Raw genomic sequence first — 16,405 nt, 5'->3', positions numbered from 1 at the left:
CGAAGGGGGCATTATCCAGCGGCAATAACAATAAAAGCGCCAGGCCATGACCCGAACTGCAAGAGTCACCGACCCTTCCTATGAGCTGATGGACGACCATAACGGGCTGTCCATCATCTATCGCCAGCACGGTTTCCCATGCCCGCTGGTGCGCTGGCATTTCCATAAGGAATACGAGTTGCACCTGATCGTCGCCAGCTCCGGCAAGGTGTTCATCGGTGACTATATCGGCAACTTTTACCCGCAATCGCTGTTTCTCACCGGCCCCAACCTGCCCCACAACTGGATCAGCCAGGTCGCCGAGGACGAAGTGGTGCCCAAGCGTGACATGCTGGTGAATTTTACCGACGAGCTGTTCGAGAGCGGCCATCAGGTGTTTGCCGAGCTCAAGACCGTCGCGCCGTTGCTGGAGCGCGCCCAGTACGGCATCGAATTTCGCTGCAAGCGCACTATCCGCCAGGCCATGATCCTGATGCAGCGCATCGCCGATTCCCAAGGCATGAGTCGCCTGGGGCATTTTTTCATCCTGATGGAGCTGCTGGCCGCAACCGATGACTATCAGTTGCTTTCCGGGGCCACCGCTGCGCAACCGGCGGATGAGCACAGCGTTGACCGTACCAACCGCGCGGTGGATTACATCTTTGCCCATTACGCACGGGAACTGTCCCTGGAAGAAGTGGCCGACCATCTGGGCATGAAACCGACGTACTTCAGCCGCGTCTTCAAACAAGCCACCGGCCGCTGTTTCATCGAGTTCGTCAATCGCCTGCGTATCAGCAAGTCCTGCGAGTTGTTGGCCGACGGCGACAAACCGGTGACGGACGTGTGTTTTGAATCGGGCTTCAACAACATATCCAACTTCAACCGGCGCTTTCAGCAGCTCAAGGGCATGACCCCTTCCCATTACCGGCGGCTGGCGGTGCAGCGGTTGACCGAACAGAACCAGGGCTGACAATCCCGGATTATCCCTGTGGCGGGATTTATGTGGGAGCAAAGCTTGCTCGCGATGCAGGCGCCTCGGTTCTCCGGAAGACCGCGTCATCCTCATCGCGGGCAAGCCTTGCTCCCACACAGCGGGGATAAATCCCCTCGCCACAGCTAACCCCTTCTCAGACCAAATCCCATCCAGTGCAAAAAAGTATCAGCGCAAGTGCGACGGATGATTTGTCTCGCCGGCGATTGAGGGCTGTAATCAGCGCACATTCTTCCCTTCATCCGGAAGACACAAAAACAATAACTGTCCTTCCGCAGCCCTTGGGCGCGGAAAAGGAGTGCGCGATGAAACCTTCGGTAAAAGCTCTGCTTGTCTCCACCTGCATGACCCTCAGCAGCGTCAGTTTCGGCGCACAGACCCTCACCATTGCCACCGTCAACAACAGCGACATGATCCGCATGCAAAAGCTCTCGAAGACCTTCGAGGCTGAGCACCCGGACATCAAGCTCAATTGGGTGGTGCTCGAAGAAAACGTCCTGCGCCAGCGCTTGACCACCGACATCGCCACCCAGGGCGGGCAGTTCGACGTGCTGACCATCGGCATGTACGAAGCCGCACTCTGGGGGGCCAAGGGTTGGCTGGAGCCGATGAAGGATTTGCCGGCCAGTTATGCCCTGGATGATATTTTTCCGTCCGTGCGTGAAGGCCTATCGGTCAAGGGCACGCTCTACGCCCTGCCGTTCTATGCCGAAAGCTCGATCACCTACTACCGCACCGACCTGTTCAAGGACGCCGGGCTGACCATGCCCGAACACCCGACCTGGACCCAGATCGGTGAGTTCGCGGAAAAACTCACTGACAAGACCAAGGAGCAATATGGCCTGTGTCTGCGAGGCAAGGCTGGTTGGGGCGAAAACATGGCGCTGATCACGACCCTGGCCAACGGTTTTGGCGCGCGCTGGTTCGATGAGAAGTGGCAGCCGCAGTTCAATGGCCCCGAGTGGAAGAATGCCCTGAACTTCTACGTCGACAACATGAAGAAATCCGGCCCGCCGGGCGCTTCCAGCAACGGTTTCAACGAGAACCTGGCGCTGTTCAACAGCGGCAAATGTGCAATCTGGGTCGATGCCAGCGTCGCCGGTTCGTTCGTCACCGATAAGACCCAAAGCAAGGTGGCCGATCACGTCGGATTCACCTTCGCCCCCCATGAAACGACTGACAAAGGCACCTCGTGGATGTACTCCTGGTCGCTGGCCATCCCCGCCAGTTCCAAAGCCAAGGAAGCGGCCAAGGTCTTTACCATGTGGGCGACGTCCAAGGAATACAGCCAATTGGTCGCCAAGACCGATGGCGTTGCCAACGTACCGCCAGGCACACGTACGTCGACTTATAGCGACGACTACATGAAGGCCGCGCCGTTTGCCAAGGTGACCTTGGAGTCGTTGAAAGTCGCTGACCCGAAAGCCCCCACTCTCAAGCCTGTGCCTTATATCGGTATCCAGTTGGTGACCATTCCTGAGTTCCAGGCCATCGGCACCCAGGTCGGCAAGTTCTTTTCGGGCGCGTTGACCGGCCAGCAGACCGTGGACCAGGCGTTGACCGCAGCGCAGTCCACCACGGAACGCGAGATGAAACGCGCAGGTTATCCCAAGTAACCCCGACGTCAATGTGGGAGCGAGCCTGCTCGCGATAAGGCCGGCACATTCAACATCTATGTTGCCTGACCCTGCGCTATCGCGAGCAGGCTCGCTCCCACAATGGATTTTTGTAGGCCCGCACAAATCGGTTCAATGCCATGAATAGTTCAACGACAACCGCCAAAGCACACAGCGAGATTGCCCCACCGGTTCGCAAAAGCCGCTTGGCCAATCCAGGCTGGTTTCTGGTCAGCCCCTCGGTGGGGTTGCTGCTGCTGTGGATGATCGTGCCACTGGGCATGACCGTCTACTTCTCGCTGATCCGCTACAACCTGCTTTACCCCGGCGAGAACGAATTTGTCGGGCTGGAGAATTTCAATTACTTCCTGACCGATTCGGGCTTCGTACCCGGTGCCACCAATACCCTGCTGCTGGTGGGCAGCGTGTTGCTGATCAGCATCGTGTTCGGGGTGTTGATCAGTGCGCTGCTGGAGGCCAGCGAGTTTTTCGGCCGGGGCATCGTGCGGGTATTGCTGATTTCACCGTTCTTCATCATGCCCACGGTGGGCGCGCTGATCTGGAAGAACCTGATTTTCCACCCGGTCTCGGGAATTCTCGCCTCGGTGTGGAAACTGTTCGGCGCGCAGCCGGTGGACTGGCTGGCCCATTACCCGCTGCTGTCGATCATCATCATTGTGTCCTGGCAATGGTTGCCCTTCGCGATCCTGATCCTGATGACGGCCATGCAGTCCCTCGATCAGGAACAGAAAGAAGCCGCCCGCCTGGATGGCGCGGGGCCCATCGCGATTTTCTGGCATCTGACCCTGCCCCATCTGGCGCGCCCGATTGCGGTGGTGCTGATGATTGAAACCATTTTCCTGCTGTCGGTGTTCGCCGAGATTTTCACCACCACCAACGGCGGCCCCGGCTATGCCTCGACCAACCTCGCCTACCTGATCTACAACCAGGCGCTGGTGCAGTTCGACGTCGGCATGGCTTCGGCCGGCGGCTTGATTGCCGTGGTGATTGCCAATATCGCCGCCATCATCCTGGTCCGGATGATCGGCAAAAACCTCACCGACAAGAACTGAGGCCGCAGCCATGACACTTCAACAATCCCGTCGCCTGCAAAGCCTGCTGCTGGGTACGCTGGCCTGGGCCATCGCGATCCTGATCTTCTTCCCGATCTTCTGGATGGTGCTGACCAGCTTCAAGACCGAAATCGACGCGTTCGCCACGCCGCCGCAGTTCATCTTCACGCCGACGCTGGAGAACTACCTGCACATCAACGAGCGCAGCAACTACTTCAGCTTCGCCTGGAACTCGGTGGTGATTTCCTTCAGCGCCACCGCCCTTTGCCTGCTGATTGCGGTGCCGGCGGCCTACTCCATGGCGTTCTATGAAACCCAGCGCACCAAGGGCACGTTGCTGTGGATGCTCTCCACCAAAATGTTGCCACCGGTGGGCGTGCTGATGCCGATCTACCTGCTGGCCAAGAGCTTTGGCCTGCTGGACACGCGGACTGCGTTGATCATCATCTACACGCTGATCAACCTGCCGATCGTGGTCTGGATGATTTACACCTACTTCAAGGACATTCCCCGCGACATCCTTGAAGCCGCGCGTCTGGATGGCGCCACGCTGTGGCAGGAAATGGTTCGCGTCCTGTTGCCCATCGCCAAGGGTGGCCTGGCCTCCACCGTACTGCTGTCGCTGATCCTGTGCTGGAACGAGGCGTTCTGGTCGCTGAACCTCACCTCGTCCAAAGCCGCGCCGCTGACGGCCCTGATCGCGTCCTACTCCAGCCCCGAAGGCTTGTTCTGGGCCAAGTTGTCGGCCGTATCGACCCTGGCCTGCGCACCGATCCTGATTTTTGGCTGGATCAGCCAAAAACAGCTGGTACGCGGTTTGTCCTTCGGCGCCGTGAAATAACGCGCCTTACACCATTATCAGAAGTGGAGGCCCATCATCATGGCCAACCTGAAAATCAAGAATCTGCAAAAAGGCTTCGAAGGTTTCTCCATCATCAAGGGCATCGACCTTGAAGTGAACGACCGTGAGTTCGTGGTCTTTGTCGGCCCGTCGGGTTGTGGCAAGTCCACGCTGCTGCGGTTGATCGCCGGCCTGGAAGAAGTCAGCGACGGCACCATCGAACTGGACGGCCGGGACATCACCGAAGTCAGTCCGGCCAAGCGCGACCTGGCGATGGTGTTCCAGACCTACGCGCTTTACCCGCACATGAGTGTGCGCAAGAACATGTCCTTCGCCCTGGACCTGGCCGGCGTGCCCAAGGCCGAGGTCGAGAAAAAGGTCAACGAAGCGGCGCGCATCCTCGAATTGGGGCCGATGCTTGAACGCAAGCCCAAGCAGTTGTCCGGCGGCCAGCGCCAGCGTGTGGCGATTGGCCGGGCCATCGTGCGCAACCCGAAGATTTTCCTGTTCGACGAGCCGCTGTCCAACCTCGACGCCGCCCTGCGCGTGCAGATGCGCCTGGAGCTGGCGCGCCTGCACAAGGAGCTGCAGGCAACGATGATCTACGTCACCCACGATCAGGTCGAAGCCATGACCCTGGCCGACAAGGTGGTGGTGCTCAACAGCGGGCGCGTCGAACAGATCGGCTCGCCGCTGGAGCTGTATCACCAGCCGGCCAACCTGTTTGTCGCCGGGTTCCTCGGTACGCCAAAAATGGGCTTTCTCAAAGGCAAAGTCACACGGCTGGAGAACCAGGGTTGTGAGGTCCTGCTGGACGCCGGCACCCGGATCAGCCTGCCCCTGAGTGGGGCCAGCCTGAGCGTCGGCGGCGCGGTGACCCTGGGGATTCGCCCGGAGCATTTGAACCTGGCACAACCGGGCGATTGCACGCTGCAAGTCACCGCCGATGTCAGCGAACGTCTGGGCAGCGACACCTTCTGTCACGTCGTCACCGCCTCCGGTGAAGCCTTGACCATGCGCGTGCGCGGCGACCTGGCGAGCCGTTTCGGTGAGCAACTGAACCTGCACCTGGATGCTGAACACTGCCACTTATTCGATGCCGAGGGCGTGGCGGTCACCCGTGCGCTGCGCATCGCCGCCTGATTACCGAGACTTGTGATGAAACTCAATCGACAGAACCTGCACAACCTCAGCCCTGAGGTCGCCCTGCCCGCTTATTCCTTGAGCGAGATCAGCCAGGGCATCGCCCACATCGGCGTCGGCGGCTTCCACCGCGCGCACCAGGCTTACTACACTGATGCGCTGATGAACACCGGCACCGACCTGGACTGGGCCATCTGCGGCGTGGGCTTGCGGGCCGAAGATCGCCGCGCCCGGGATGACCTGGCCAGCCAGGACTACCTGTTTACCCTGTACGAGCTGGGGGACACCGACGACACCGAAATCCGGGTGATCGGAGCCATCAATGACATGCTGCTGGCCGAAGACGGCGCCCAGGCCCTGATCGACAAACTGGCCGACCCGCAAATCCGCATCGTCTCGCTGACCATTACCGAGGGCGGCTATTGCATCGACGACAGTAACGGCGAGTTCATGGCCCACCTGCCGCAGGTCCAGCACGATCTGGCCCATCCTGACGAGCCGAAAACCGTCTTCGGTTTCCTTTGCGCAGCCTTGGCCAAGCGCCGGGCCGCCGGCACCCCGGCGTTCACCCTGATGTCCTGCGATAACCTGCCGCACAACGGTGCCGTGACCCGCAAGGCGCTGCTGGCATTCGCCGCGTTGCGCGACGCCGAGCTGGGCCAATGGATCGATCGCCACGTGAGCTTCCCCAACGCCATGGTTGACCGCATCACGCCCATGACCAGCGTCGCCCACCGGCTGCAACTGCATGACGAGCATGGGGTCGACGATGCCTGGCCGGTGGTCTGCGAGCCTTTCGTGCAGTGGGTCCTGGAAGACAAATTCGTCAACGGTCGCCCGGCCTGGGAAAAGGTCGGCGTGCAGTTCACCGATGACGTCTCGCCCTATGAAGAAATGAAAATCAAATTGCTCAACGGCAGTCACCTGGCGCTGACCTACCTGGGTTTTCTCAAGGGTTATCGCTTCGTCCACGAAACCATGAACGACCCGCTGTTCGTGCGTTACATGCGTGCCTACATGGACCTGGACGTGACCCCGCAACTGGCACCCGTGCCAGGGATCGACCTGACCGACTACAAGAACACGCTGGTGGAGCGTTTTTCCAACCAGGCAATTGCCGACCAGTTGGAGCGGGTGTGTTCGGACGGCTCGTCGAAGTTTCCCAAATTCACCGTGCCGACGATCAACCGCTTGATTGCCGACGGCGGCCAAACCCGTCGCGCGGCGCTGGTGGTGGCGGCCTGGGCCGTGTACCTGAAGGGCGTGGATGAGAACGGCGTGACGTATTCGATCCCGGACCCGCGGGCGGCGTTCTGCCAGGCGCTGGTGGCCGACGATGCGTTGGTGACCCAGCGCCTGCTGGAGGTCGAAGAGATTTTCGGTACGGCCATTCCCCACTCGCCCGAGTTCGTGGCAGCCTTCGAGTGGTGCTGCAACAGCTTGCGCGAACACGGGGTCACGCGGACGCTTGAGCGAGTGTTGGCTGACGCGGACTAAACTGCGCACGCAATCCGCTTCTGTGACGAGGGGATTTAGCGAAACGTCGCACCGCCCCGTTGGGTCGCGAAGCGGCCCCCAGACGTGCTGCCTACACCGAAGCCGCAGATACATTGGGCCCGCTTCGCAGCCCAGCGGGGATAAATCCCCTCGCCACAGGTATTCCCTGGCCACAAGTTCTGTGTTTTGTTCTTTGATCCGAGGGTTTTTATGGCAAACCAACAACTGTTCCTGGGCATCGACTGCGGCACCCAAGGCACCAAGGCACTGATCCTGGATACGCTCAGCGGCCAGGTGCTCGGCCAGGGTGCCGCTGCCCACAGCATGATCAGCGGGGCCAACGGTCGCCGTGAACAAGACACCCAGCAATGGCTCGATGCGTTCACCCAGGCGACTCACCAAGCCCTGGCCGCCGCCGGGGTCGATGGCCAGGCGATCCTCGGCATCGGCGTGTCCGGCCAGCAACACGGCTTGGTGCTGCTTGACGACCAGGGCCAGGTCTTGCGCCCGGCCAAGCTGTGGTGCGACACCGAGACGACGCCGGAAAACGATCGGCTTTTGGCCTACCTGGGGGGTGAAGACGGCAGTCTCGCACGCCTCGGCGTGGTGATCGCGCCGGGCTACACGGTTTCCAAACTGCTCTGGACGCGGGAGCAGCATCCCCAGGTTTTCGAACGCATCGCCAGCATCCTGCTGCCCCACGACTTTCTCAATCACTGGCTCACCGGCCGCCATTGCAGCGAATACGGCGACGCCTCGGGCACCGGCTATTTCAACGTACGCACCCGTCAATGGGACGCGCGGTTGCTGCAGCACATCGATCCCAGCGGTCGGCTGCAATCGGCATTACCGGAGCTGATCGAGGCCCATCAGCCGGTCGGGCGGATCCTGCCGGCCGTTGCCGCGCACCTGGGCATCAATCCCGACGCGCTGGTGGCCAGCGGAGGTGGCGACAACATGATGGGCGCTATCGGCACCGGCAACATCCAGCCCGGCGTGATCACCATGAGCCTGGGCTCCTCCGGCACGGTCTACGCCTATGCCGCCGAACCTGCGGTCAGTCCGCAGCCGTCGGTGGCAACCTTCTGCTCATCCAGCGGCGGCTGGCTGCCGCTGATCTGCACCATGAACCTGACCAACGCCACCGGGGCCATGCGCGAGCTGCTGGAGCTGGACATCGACGCCTTCAACGCCTTGGTGGCAAGGGCCCCGATAGGCGCCGAAGGCGTGTGCATGCTGCCGTTTCTCAACGGCGAGCGAGTTCCCGCCCTGCCCCATGCCACCGGCAGCCTTTTCGGGCTGACCACCACCAACCTGACCCGGGCCAATCTGTGCCGGGCGGTGGTCGAAGGCACCACCTTCGGTTTGCGCTATGGCCTGGACCTGCTGCGCGCCAACGGGCTCGAGGCCCAGAGCATCCGCTTGATCGGCGGTGGTTCGAAAAGCCCGGTTTGGCGGCAGATCGTCGCCGACATCATGGATACCACGGTCATTTGCACTGAACAGAGCGAAGCGGCCGCCCTGGGTGCGGCGATTCAGGCGGCGTGGTGCCATTCAGGCTCACAGCAAAGCCTGGCCGATCTGTGCGAGCGCTGTGTCAAGCTCGACCCAGCCAGCGAAACCCGGCCCATTACCGAGCAGGTCGCAGCATCGCAAAAAGCTTATGCCAACTATCAAGAACGTATCGCAACCCTTTGAGATAAAAGAACTATGTATTTGGTATGTGGTGAAGCACTGTTTGATTTTTTCAGCGAAAACGAGATGGGCGGTCCGGCGTCGCAGGTCAACTTCAAAGCCATCGCGGGCGGCTCGCCGTTCAACGTGGCAGTCGGGTTGCGACGCCTGGGCGTGGAATCGGCACTGTTTGGCGGGCTGTCCACGGACTACCTGGGCCGACGCTTGCATCAGGTCCTGGCTGCCGAAGGTGTCAGCACCGAGTACGCACTGGACTTCGACGCGCCTACGACCCTGGCAATGGTGGCGGTCGGTGCCAACGGTTCGCCCCACTATAGCTTTCGCGGTGAAGGATGCGCGGACCGGCAACTAGGCCTGGACCACCTACCGGTGCTCGGTGAGCACGTACGGGGGCTGCATGTCGGCTCCTTCTCTCTTGTGGTGCAGCCGATTGCCGACACCCTACTGGCCTTGGTGCGACGCGAGAGCGGTAAACGCCTGGTCAGCCTGGATCCGAACGTGCGACTCAACCCGCAACCGGACATCGAACTGTGGCGCTCGCGAATCGCAACGCTGGTCGAATATGCCGATTTGATCAAAGTCAGCGACGAAGACCTGAGTCTTCTTTATCCCTACCAACCGCCACAGACCATCATCGAGCGTTGGATGGAGCACCGTTGCCAATTGGTGTTCCTTACCCGTGGCAGTCAAGGCGCGACGGTATTCAGCCGCCAGCACGGTTCCTGGTCAATGCCGGCATGTTCGGTGCAGATCGCCGATACCGTGGGCGCAGGAGACACTTTCCAGGCGGCGTTGATTACCTGGCTGACCGAGCACCAACTGGATTCGGTGGAAGGCCTGCATACCCTGACCCGTGAGCAGGTGAGCGAGATGCTCGCTTTTGCCATGCGCGCAGCTGCGCTGACATGCGGCCGGACCGGACCGGATCTGCCTTACCGGCAACAATTGGATTGAGCTGTTTGGGAAAAAGCACGGCACCGGGTTCGGACAATGACCGAACCCGGAGGTGATTCCTGGGAAGACAAGGCCGTGATCAGCGCCCGGTCATGCGGTGTTGCTGATGGAAGTGATTACCGGTGTGGTGATTTTGGTCGAGTTCGGAGCGCAACTCGGCGATCAGGTCGTTGATTGCCCGGCAGCCATTGAGTTTATTGGCATCGATATCGGTTTTGATCAATGCCACACGATCGGTTTCATGATCGTCATAGATCTTGATTGTCATCGACAAATCAGGTGACAACGTGCATTGCGAGCGCTTGGGCAGCAAGCTGCTTTCAATGATGTTTCGCATTTCGAGGGCAGATAAAAACATGGCGACTCTCTCCTGTTGAGGCGGCCAATTTATGTTCACGACGGCGGTATTTTCGTCCGTTCTTCCCTGCGGACTGGGACTACGAATGCCGTGCCGTTCGTTCGTTCTTGGCGTTTTCTAATTAATGAGCCCGTGCAGCGACTCCCTAATCATCCCGCAAAAAATATGCCTGCTTTAAAGAAAATCCCGATTGATCCAAATCAACTACTTAGCGTCCAGGACTGTGAGAGCGCGCGTGCAAATTGCAAGGAAGCGGGATTTTCCTCATGCAAACTGCAATCGCCAGTGATCCTGTCGCAAGCTAGATTAGACCCTATTGCGCAGGGGTGAGTGGGCACCCGTCGGCTGCTTCGAAAAAAGTGTGACGTCGCGTAAAAAACGTCAAATGACTTCGGCGCCAGCCCGCTCTGCCACATGGCGCAGGCTATCGAAGTTGATATTCGCGCCGGAATCGATTGCCACCAGTGTTTGGCCTCGCGCGCCGGTCTGGGCGACGTACTGCTTGATGCCGGCGACCGCCAAGGCGCCCGAGGGCTCGGTTATCGACCGGGTATCGTCATAGATGTCTCGGATGGCTGCGCACAATTGGTCGTCAGTGACGGTGATCACGTCATCAACGCAGAAACGGCAGATGTCGAAGCCGTAGGCCCCTATTTGTGCGACAGCCACGCCATCGGCAAAGGTTCCCACGCTCGCCAGACTGACCCGTTCACCGACTGCCAGCGCCGCCTGGAGACAGGCGGAATGTTGTGACTCCACCCCGACGATGCGAACCTCCGGGCGCAGGTACTTGACGTAGGCCGCGACCCCGGCAATCAGCCCCCCGCCACCGACCGGGACAAAAATCGCGTCCAGGCTGCCTGGGTGTTGACGCAGGATTTCCATGGCGACGGTGCCCTGCCCGGCGATCACGTCCGGATCATCGAAGGGCGAAACGAACTCTCGTCCGGTCTGTCGGGCCAGCTCCAGTGCGTATTCCAAGGCAAAGGGAAAGCTCTCCCCGTGCAGCACTGCTTCGGCGCCCCGGTTGCGCACGCCCAGCACCTTGAGCTGCGGTGTGGTGAGTGGCATGACGATGCTGGCCGATATGCCCAGCTCCCGCGCGGCCAGCGCCACGCCCTGGGCATGATTGCCCGCCGAAGCGGTGATGACACCGCGAGCCCGTTGCTCGGCGGTCAGTTGCACCAGTTTGTTGTAGGCGCCACGGATCTTGAAAGAAAAAGTCGGCTGCAGGTCTTCACGCTTGAGCAGGATCCGGTTGCCCAAGGCTTCGGACAGTCCGGTGGCCGCTTGCAACGGCGTGCGCATGGCCAGTTCGTACACCGGCGCGGCCAGGATCTTCTTGACGTAATGTTCCAGCAGGGCTTGCTCGGGGCGGGTGGTAGGCATGGCGGTCTCCTGGTTTGGATAAAACTCCGGAGACAGAAAGAAAAAACCCGCCTCGGAGGCGGGTTGGGTGCAGTCGTCAGCTAGCCCGCCAAATAAGGAATGGCGGTAATAATGCTTGGCTGGCTACGCAATACGGTGCTGGTCATGCCTGGAAATTAGCCTGCCGCTGGCTGGCAAGTCAATGGGCACTGTTGCGAATCACTTGAGCCCGACTTTATAGAGCGTCCCATCGTCATCATCTGTCAGCACGTACAGGAAACCATCCGGCCCCTGGCGCACGTCGCGGATGCGCTCGCCAAGCTCACCCAGCAGGCGTTCTTCGTGCACGACCTTGTCACCCTCCAGTTCCAGGCGGATCAGATTCCGGGACACCAGCGCACCGATGAACACGCTGTGTTGCCAGGCCTTGAAGCGGTCACTGTCATAGAACGCCATGCCGCTCAGCCCGGGTGACACTTCCCATACATGAAAAGGGCCAAGCGTGCCTTCGGCGGTCTTGCCGCCGGCTTCCGGGATCGGCGCCCCAGAGTAGTTGATGCCGTGAGTCGCCAGCGGCCAGCCGTAATTCTTGCTGCGTTCGATGATATTCAGCTCATCGCCGCCCCTGGGACCGTGCTCGTTCTCCCACAACGTACCGTTCCAGGGATTGAGCGCCGCCCCTTGAGGGTTGCGAACGCCGTAGGACCAGATCTCGGGGCGTACGTTTGCCTGACCGACAAACGGGTTATCGTCCGGCACCTTGCCGTCGGGGTAGATGCGCACGATCTTGCCCTGGAGCTTGTCCAGGTCCTGGGCCGTGGGCCGCTCGTTGTTTTCCCCCAGGGTGATGAACAGATAACCGTCCCGGTCGAACACCAGGCGCGACCCAAAGTGGTTCCCGGTGGAAAGCTTGGGCTGCTGGCGGAAAATCACATTGAAGTTCTTCAGACTCTGCAGGTCTTCGGACAATTGCCCACGGCCCACGGCGGTGCCTGCCTTGCCGTCATCGCCGGCTTCGGCGTAAGACAGGTAGACCGTACGGTCCTGCTTGAAGTCCGGCGACAGCACGACGTCCAGCAAACCGCCCTGGCCTCTGGCCCAGACCTCAGGTACGCCGTTCAATGGTGCCGAGAGCTGGCCATCCGGGCTGACCCGACGCAGGTTGCCCGCTCGCTCTGTCACCAACATGCCCTGTTGGTCAGGCAGGAAAGCCACGGACCAGGGGTGTTCGAGCCCCTTGACCACGGTGGTCACCTCCACCGTGCCCTCCTCGCTCTTGAGCTGCCGGGTTTGCGCAGCAGACGCCGGCGTGGCGAGAGTCAGTACAGCGCTGGCGCAGAATGCGGCCAGGAGTGTTTTACGCAACATGCACACTTCCTTCTGTGGTGTGAATAAAGACTGCCAGGGCTCGGTACTCAGCGAATGTCGTTTGAGGTGTCCCTCGGCGGTGGATTGGGCTTGATGGTAGGCCGTGGCGAGCCGGCAGGCTGACCGGAACGGGGATACCCGTTGCCGATACCGCCATTTTCCAGCGTGGGTGGCCGGGGAACGGGAACGGTCGGGTTGTTATGGATCATCGGCACGTTGGGCCGGGTGCCCTGCATGCTGTTGGGATTGGCCCGGCGGATCGGGCTGTTATAGGGATTGTTGTTACCTGGCAGATTCTGGGCCAGGACCATGGCCCCGCGGTCGGGCGTTGCCGAGTGGGCGGCGGTGGTCAGCAACAGCGTCATGAGAGTGAGTAGCAGCCTGTTCATCGGAGCACCTCTTGGATTCAGGCATATCGAAAGCACGCTACGCCGCCGGTTCGCCGTTGTTAAGAGAAATGTCCGTCCGAAGATGTAACCAAGCGTCTCGAAGGCAATGCGGGGCGGGTCAACCGGCGCTCCATGGAAACTTTTGCGAACGCCGCAAGGTCACCTGAATGACTCATTCATCGGCAAGGAAACCCCTCCATGGCACGGGCAATCTGGAAAGGCGCAATCAGCTTCGGACTGGTCCACATTCCTGTGGCGCTGGTGTCGGCCACGTCCTCCCAGGGAGTGGATTTCGACTGGCTGGACAAGCGCAGCATGGACCCGGTTGGCTATAAGCGAGTGAACAAGGTCACCGGCAAGGAAGTGACCAAGGAAAATATCGTCAAGGGTGTGCAATACCAGAAGGGTCAATACGTCCTGCTGAGCGAAGAGGAGATTCGCTCCGCCCACCCCAAGTCCACCCAGACCATCGATATTTTTTCTTTCGTCGACAGCGACAAAATTCCCCTGCAAAACATCGACACGCCCTACTTCCTGGCGCCAGACAAACGCGGCGGCAAGGTCTACGCCCTGCTGCGCGAAACCCTGATCAAGACCAACAAGGTGGCGCTGGCCCATGTCGTGCTGCATACCCGCCAGCATCTGGCAGCGCTGATGCCGCTGGAGTCTGCGCTGGTGCTGGTGATGCTGCGCTGGCCCGCCGAAGTGCGCGAACTCGACATCCTGGAACTGGGCGATGAAGTCATCAAGCCAACCCTGGCCAAGGGGGAGCTGGAAATGGCCAAGCGGCTGGTGCAGGACATGAGCGCCGATTGGGAACCGCAAGAGTACCGGGACAGCTTCGAAGACAAGATCATGGAACTGGTGGAGAAAAAGGCCAAAGAAGGCCGCCTGGAGGCGGTGGAAACCGATCCGGGTGAAGAGCAACGCAAGAGCGCCGATGTCATCGACCTTACCGAACTGCTCAAACGCAGCCTGGGCGGCAAGGGCAAGGCGCCAGAAAAGCCTGCCGGAAAAACCGCTGCAAAGCCCGCAAAGACCAGCAAATCCGCTCCCGCGAAAAAAGCCACCAAGGCCTCCCGGGGCTAATCCCCGGGCGCCAGCAATACAAGGGAATCCGTCATGGCCAAGGCCGAGAGTGAATACGCCCGTTTGTCCGGTGCCGAGCCGGAGCAGAAGCACAGCCGCAAGCGCACCCGGCAGAGCCAGACCGGTAGCAGTGCCCTTCCCGAGCGCTTGTTGCCGCAACGCGCCACCCCCGTTGAGCAGCCCCCGGCCGGTGAATGGCGTTATGAAGTCCAGTTCGATGGGTATCGACTGATGGCCCGCATTGAAGCGGGTCAAGTGCGATTGCTCAGCCGCAATCAACAGGACTGGACCGACCGACTGCAATTGCACGCCGCTGCGTTGTCTGAGCTGAATCTGGGTGACAGCTGGCTCGACGGCGGCCTCGTTTCGCTCGATGACGACGGCCACTCTGACTTTGCAGCCCTGCGACAGTCGTTCGAGATTGGCCGCACGGTAGACCTGGTGTACGTCCTGTTTGATGCGCCTTTTCTAGATGGCGTCGACCTGCGCCAGGCGCCGGTTGAAAAACGCCGGGCAGCCCTCAAGAAGGCGCTGAAGAACAATGCCAGCAAGCGCCTGCGCTTCTCCGAGTCGTTTTCCGCCAACCAGCACGACATTTTTGAAAGTGCCAACGCCCTCGCACTCGATGGCGTGGTTGGCAAACGCCTGGGCAGCCCCTATGTGTCGCGCCGCAGCGCCGACTGGATCAAACTCAAGTGCCGTCTGCGCCAGCCGTTCGTGATCGTCGGCTTCACCCGCCCCAAAGGTCGGCGCAATGGTTTCGGTGCACTGTTGCTGGCGGTCAACGGGCCCAAGGGATTGATGTATGCCGGCCGTGTCGGCACAGGGTTCGCACAAGCCCGGCTCAAACAACTGCACGAGCAACTCTGTAGCCTGGAGCGGGACGATTCGCCACTGGTCGCACCGGTCAGCAGCGCGCAAAGCCGCGGCGTGCATTGGGTAGAGCCAACCGAGGTCTGTGAAGTCGAGTTCGCTGATTGGACCCGCGACGGCCTGGTGCGCCAGGCGGTGTTCCTGGATCTACAGAACGACATACCGGCAAGCAAGGTTGTGCGTCAGCAGCCAGTTCCGATAAAACCCCTGCCCGCCAAAACCACGCCTCGCGGCAAAGCCCGTAGCGTACAGGTCTCAGGGGTGGAGATTTCCCACCCTGAACGCGTCATCGACAGTGTCAGCGGCGTGCAGAAAGTCGAACTGGCGCAGTACTACGAAGACATCGCTCCCTGGATTCTGCCGCACCTGAAGCAGCGCCCGGTTGCCCTGCTCAGGGCGCCAGAGGGAATCGGCGAAGAGCAGTTCTTTCAGAAACACGCCGATCGCCTGGACATTCCCCACATCAAACAGCTGGATCCGCGACTGGATCCCGGGCATGCCGCGCTGATGGAAATCGACAGTGGGCAGTCGCTGGTCAGCGCGGCCCAGATGGGCACGGTGGAGTTGCACACATGGGCCGCCACGCATGATCGGATCGAGACGCCGGACCTGTTCGTTCTTGATCTGGACCCCGACCCGTCGCTGCCCTGGAGCGCGATGATCGAGGCGACTCGCCTGACCCTCTCGGTGCTCGACGAACTGGGTTTGCAGGCCTTCCTCAAAACCAGCGGAGGCAAAGGCATGCATGTCATCGTGCCGCTGGCGCGCAGTGAAGGCTGGGACATTACCAAGGCTTTCGCCAAGGCCATCTCCCTGTTCATGACCCGGCAGATGCCGCAGCGGATCACCGCGACCATGGGGCCGAAGAATCGTGTCGGGAAGATATTTGTCGACTACCTGCGTAACGCCCGGGGCGCCAGCACCGTCAGCGCCTATTCCGTGCGCGCTCGGCCAGGTCTGCCGGTATCCGTGCCGATTGCCCGGGCCGAGCTTGACGGTCTGCGTAACGCCCAGCAGTGGGACATCTATACGGCCCTGGAACGGGCCAGAAACCTGGGCGCCGATCCTTGGGAGGGGTACAACCATCGCCAGCGAATCACGGCCAGGATGTGGGAGCAACTGGATGCGCAAAAACCTGGGGAATGACGCAGGTACGGAGAGTCACCCG

General features: G+C 60.7%; 14 protein-coding genes. 10 read left to right on the top strand and 4 right to left on the bottom strand.

Annotated elements, in window-relative coordinates; all coding sequences use genetic code 11:
* The first annotated feature begins 46 nt into the window (after nt 1-46).
* The 8 genes from BW979_RS16975 (at nt 47) to BW979_RS16940 (ending at nt 9,792) form a co-directional block, all read left to right on the top strand.
* Nucleotides 47-952, top strand: coding sequence for an AraC family transcriptional regulator (locus BW979_RS16975; protein WP_047229108.1), 906 nt, complete (start codon nt 47-49; stop codon nt 950-952).
* A gap of 326 nt (nt 953-1,278) precedes the next feature.
* Nucleotides 1,279-2,589 (top strand): ABC transporter substrate-binding protein, encoded by a 1,311-nt coding sequence (locus BW979_RS16970; protein ID WP_047229109.1) that lies wholly within the window; start codon nt 1,279-1,281, stop codon nt 2,587-2,589.
* Nucleotides 2,590-2,729: 140 nt separating this feature from the next.
* Nucleotides 2,730-3,662, top strand: coding sequence for a carbohydrate ABC transporter permease (locus BW979_RS16965; protein ID WP_076384599.1), 933 nt, complete (start codon nt 2,730-2,732; stop codon nt 3,660-3,662).
* A 10-nt stretch (nt 3,663-3,672) separates the two neighbouring features.
* Nucleotides 3,673-4,503: a carbohydrate ABC transporter permease gene (locus BW979_RS16960; protein ID WP_047229111.1), complete on the top strand. Its 831-nt coding sequence runs from the start codon at nt 3,673-3,675 to the stop codon at nt 4,501-4,503.
* Between the two features lie 39 nt (nt 4,504-4,542).
* Nucleotides 4,543-5,646, top strand: coding sequence for an ABC transporter ATP-binding protein (locus tag BW979_RS16955; protein WP_047229112.1), 1,104 nt, complete (start codon nt 4,543-4,545; stop codon nt 5,644-5,646).
* 15 nt (nt 5,647-5,661) lie between these two features.
* Entirely contained in the window at nt 5,662-7,143 is a 1,482-nt protein-coding gene (locus tag BW979_RS16950) for a mannitol dehydrogenase family protein (protein WP_076384597.1), read from the top strand.
* Nucleotides 7,144-7,353: 210 nt separating this feature from the next.
* Nucleotides 7,354-8,841, top strand: a complete 1,488-nt coding sequence (xylB, locus tag BW979_RS16945) for a xylulokinase (RefSeq protein ID WP_076384595.1) — start codon at nt 7,354-7,356, stop codon at nt 8,839-8,841.
* Between the two features lie 12 nt (nt 8,842-8,853).
* Nucleotides 8,854-9,792, top strand: a complete 939-nt coding sequence (locus BW979_RS16940; RefSeq protein ID WP_076384593.1) for a carbohydrate kinase family protein — start codon at nt 8,854-8,856, stop codon at nt 9,790-9,792.
* Nucleotides 9,793-9,871: 79 nt separating this feature from the next.
* Here the strand turns inward: BW979_RS16940 and BW979_RS16935 are convergent, their stop codons facing one another.
* From BW979_RS16935 to BW979_RS16920, 4 genes are all read right to left on the bottom strand, one after another.
* Nucleotides 9,872-10,150: a DUF1652 domain-containing protein gene (locus tag BW979_RS16935; RefSeq protein ID WP_047229116.1), complete on the bottom strand. Its 279-nt coding sequence runs from the start codon at nt 10,148-10,150 to the stop codon at nt 9,872-9,874.
* A gap of 381 nt (nt 10,151-10,531) precedes the next feature.
* Nucleotides 10,532-11,539 (bottom strand): threonine ammonia-lyase, biosynthetic, encoded by a 1,008-nt coding sequence (gene ilvA, locus BW979_RS16930; protein ID WP_076384591.1) that lies wholly within the window; start codon nt 11,537-11,539, stop codon nt 10,532-10,534.
* Between the two features lie 198 nt (nt 11,540-11,737).
* Entirely contained in the window at nt 11,738-12,886 is a 1,149-nt protein-coding gene (locus BW979_RS16925) for a PQQ-dependent sugar dehydrogenase (RefSeq protein WP_076384589.1), read from the bottom strand.
* Nucleotides 12,887-12,933: 47 nt separating this feature from the next.
* Complete coding sequence (locus BW979_RS16920; protein WP_047229118.1) at nt 12,934-13,275, bottom strand: hypothetical protein; 342 nt, start codon at nt 13,273-13,275, stop codon at nt 12,934-12,936.
* A 198-nt stretch (nt 13,276-13,473) separates the two neighbouring features.
* Here BW979_RS16920 and ku point away from each other — a divergent pair, with 198 nt between their 5' ends.
* Both ku and ligD read left to right on the top strand, forming a co-directional pair.
* Nucleotides 13,474-14,364, top strand: a complete 891-nt coding sequence (gene ku, locus BW979_RS16915) for a non-homologous end joining protein Ku (RefSeq protein WP_076384587.1) — start codon at nt 13,474-13,476, stop codon at nt 14,362-14,364.
* Between the two features lie 33 nt (nt 14,365-14,397).
* On the top strand, nt 14,398-16,383 hold the full coding sequence (gene ligD, locus BW979_RS16910) for a DNA ligase D (protein ID WP_076384585.1): 1,986 nt from the start codon (nt 14,398-14,400) through the stop codon (nt 16,381-16,383).
* The last annotated feature ends 22 nt before the right edge of the window (nt 16,384-16,405 follow it).

This window comes from Pseudomonas sp. A214 (genome assembly GCF_900156295.1).
In the GTDB taxonomy this organism is placed as follows: domain Bacteria; phylum Pseudomonadota; class Gammaproteobacteria; order Pseudomonadales; family Pseudomonadaceae; genus Aquipseudomonas; species Aquipseudomonas rhizophila.
The sequence above is the reverse complement of the archived record's forward strand: the minus strand, read 5'-3'. Positions and strand labels throughout refer to the sequence as shown.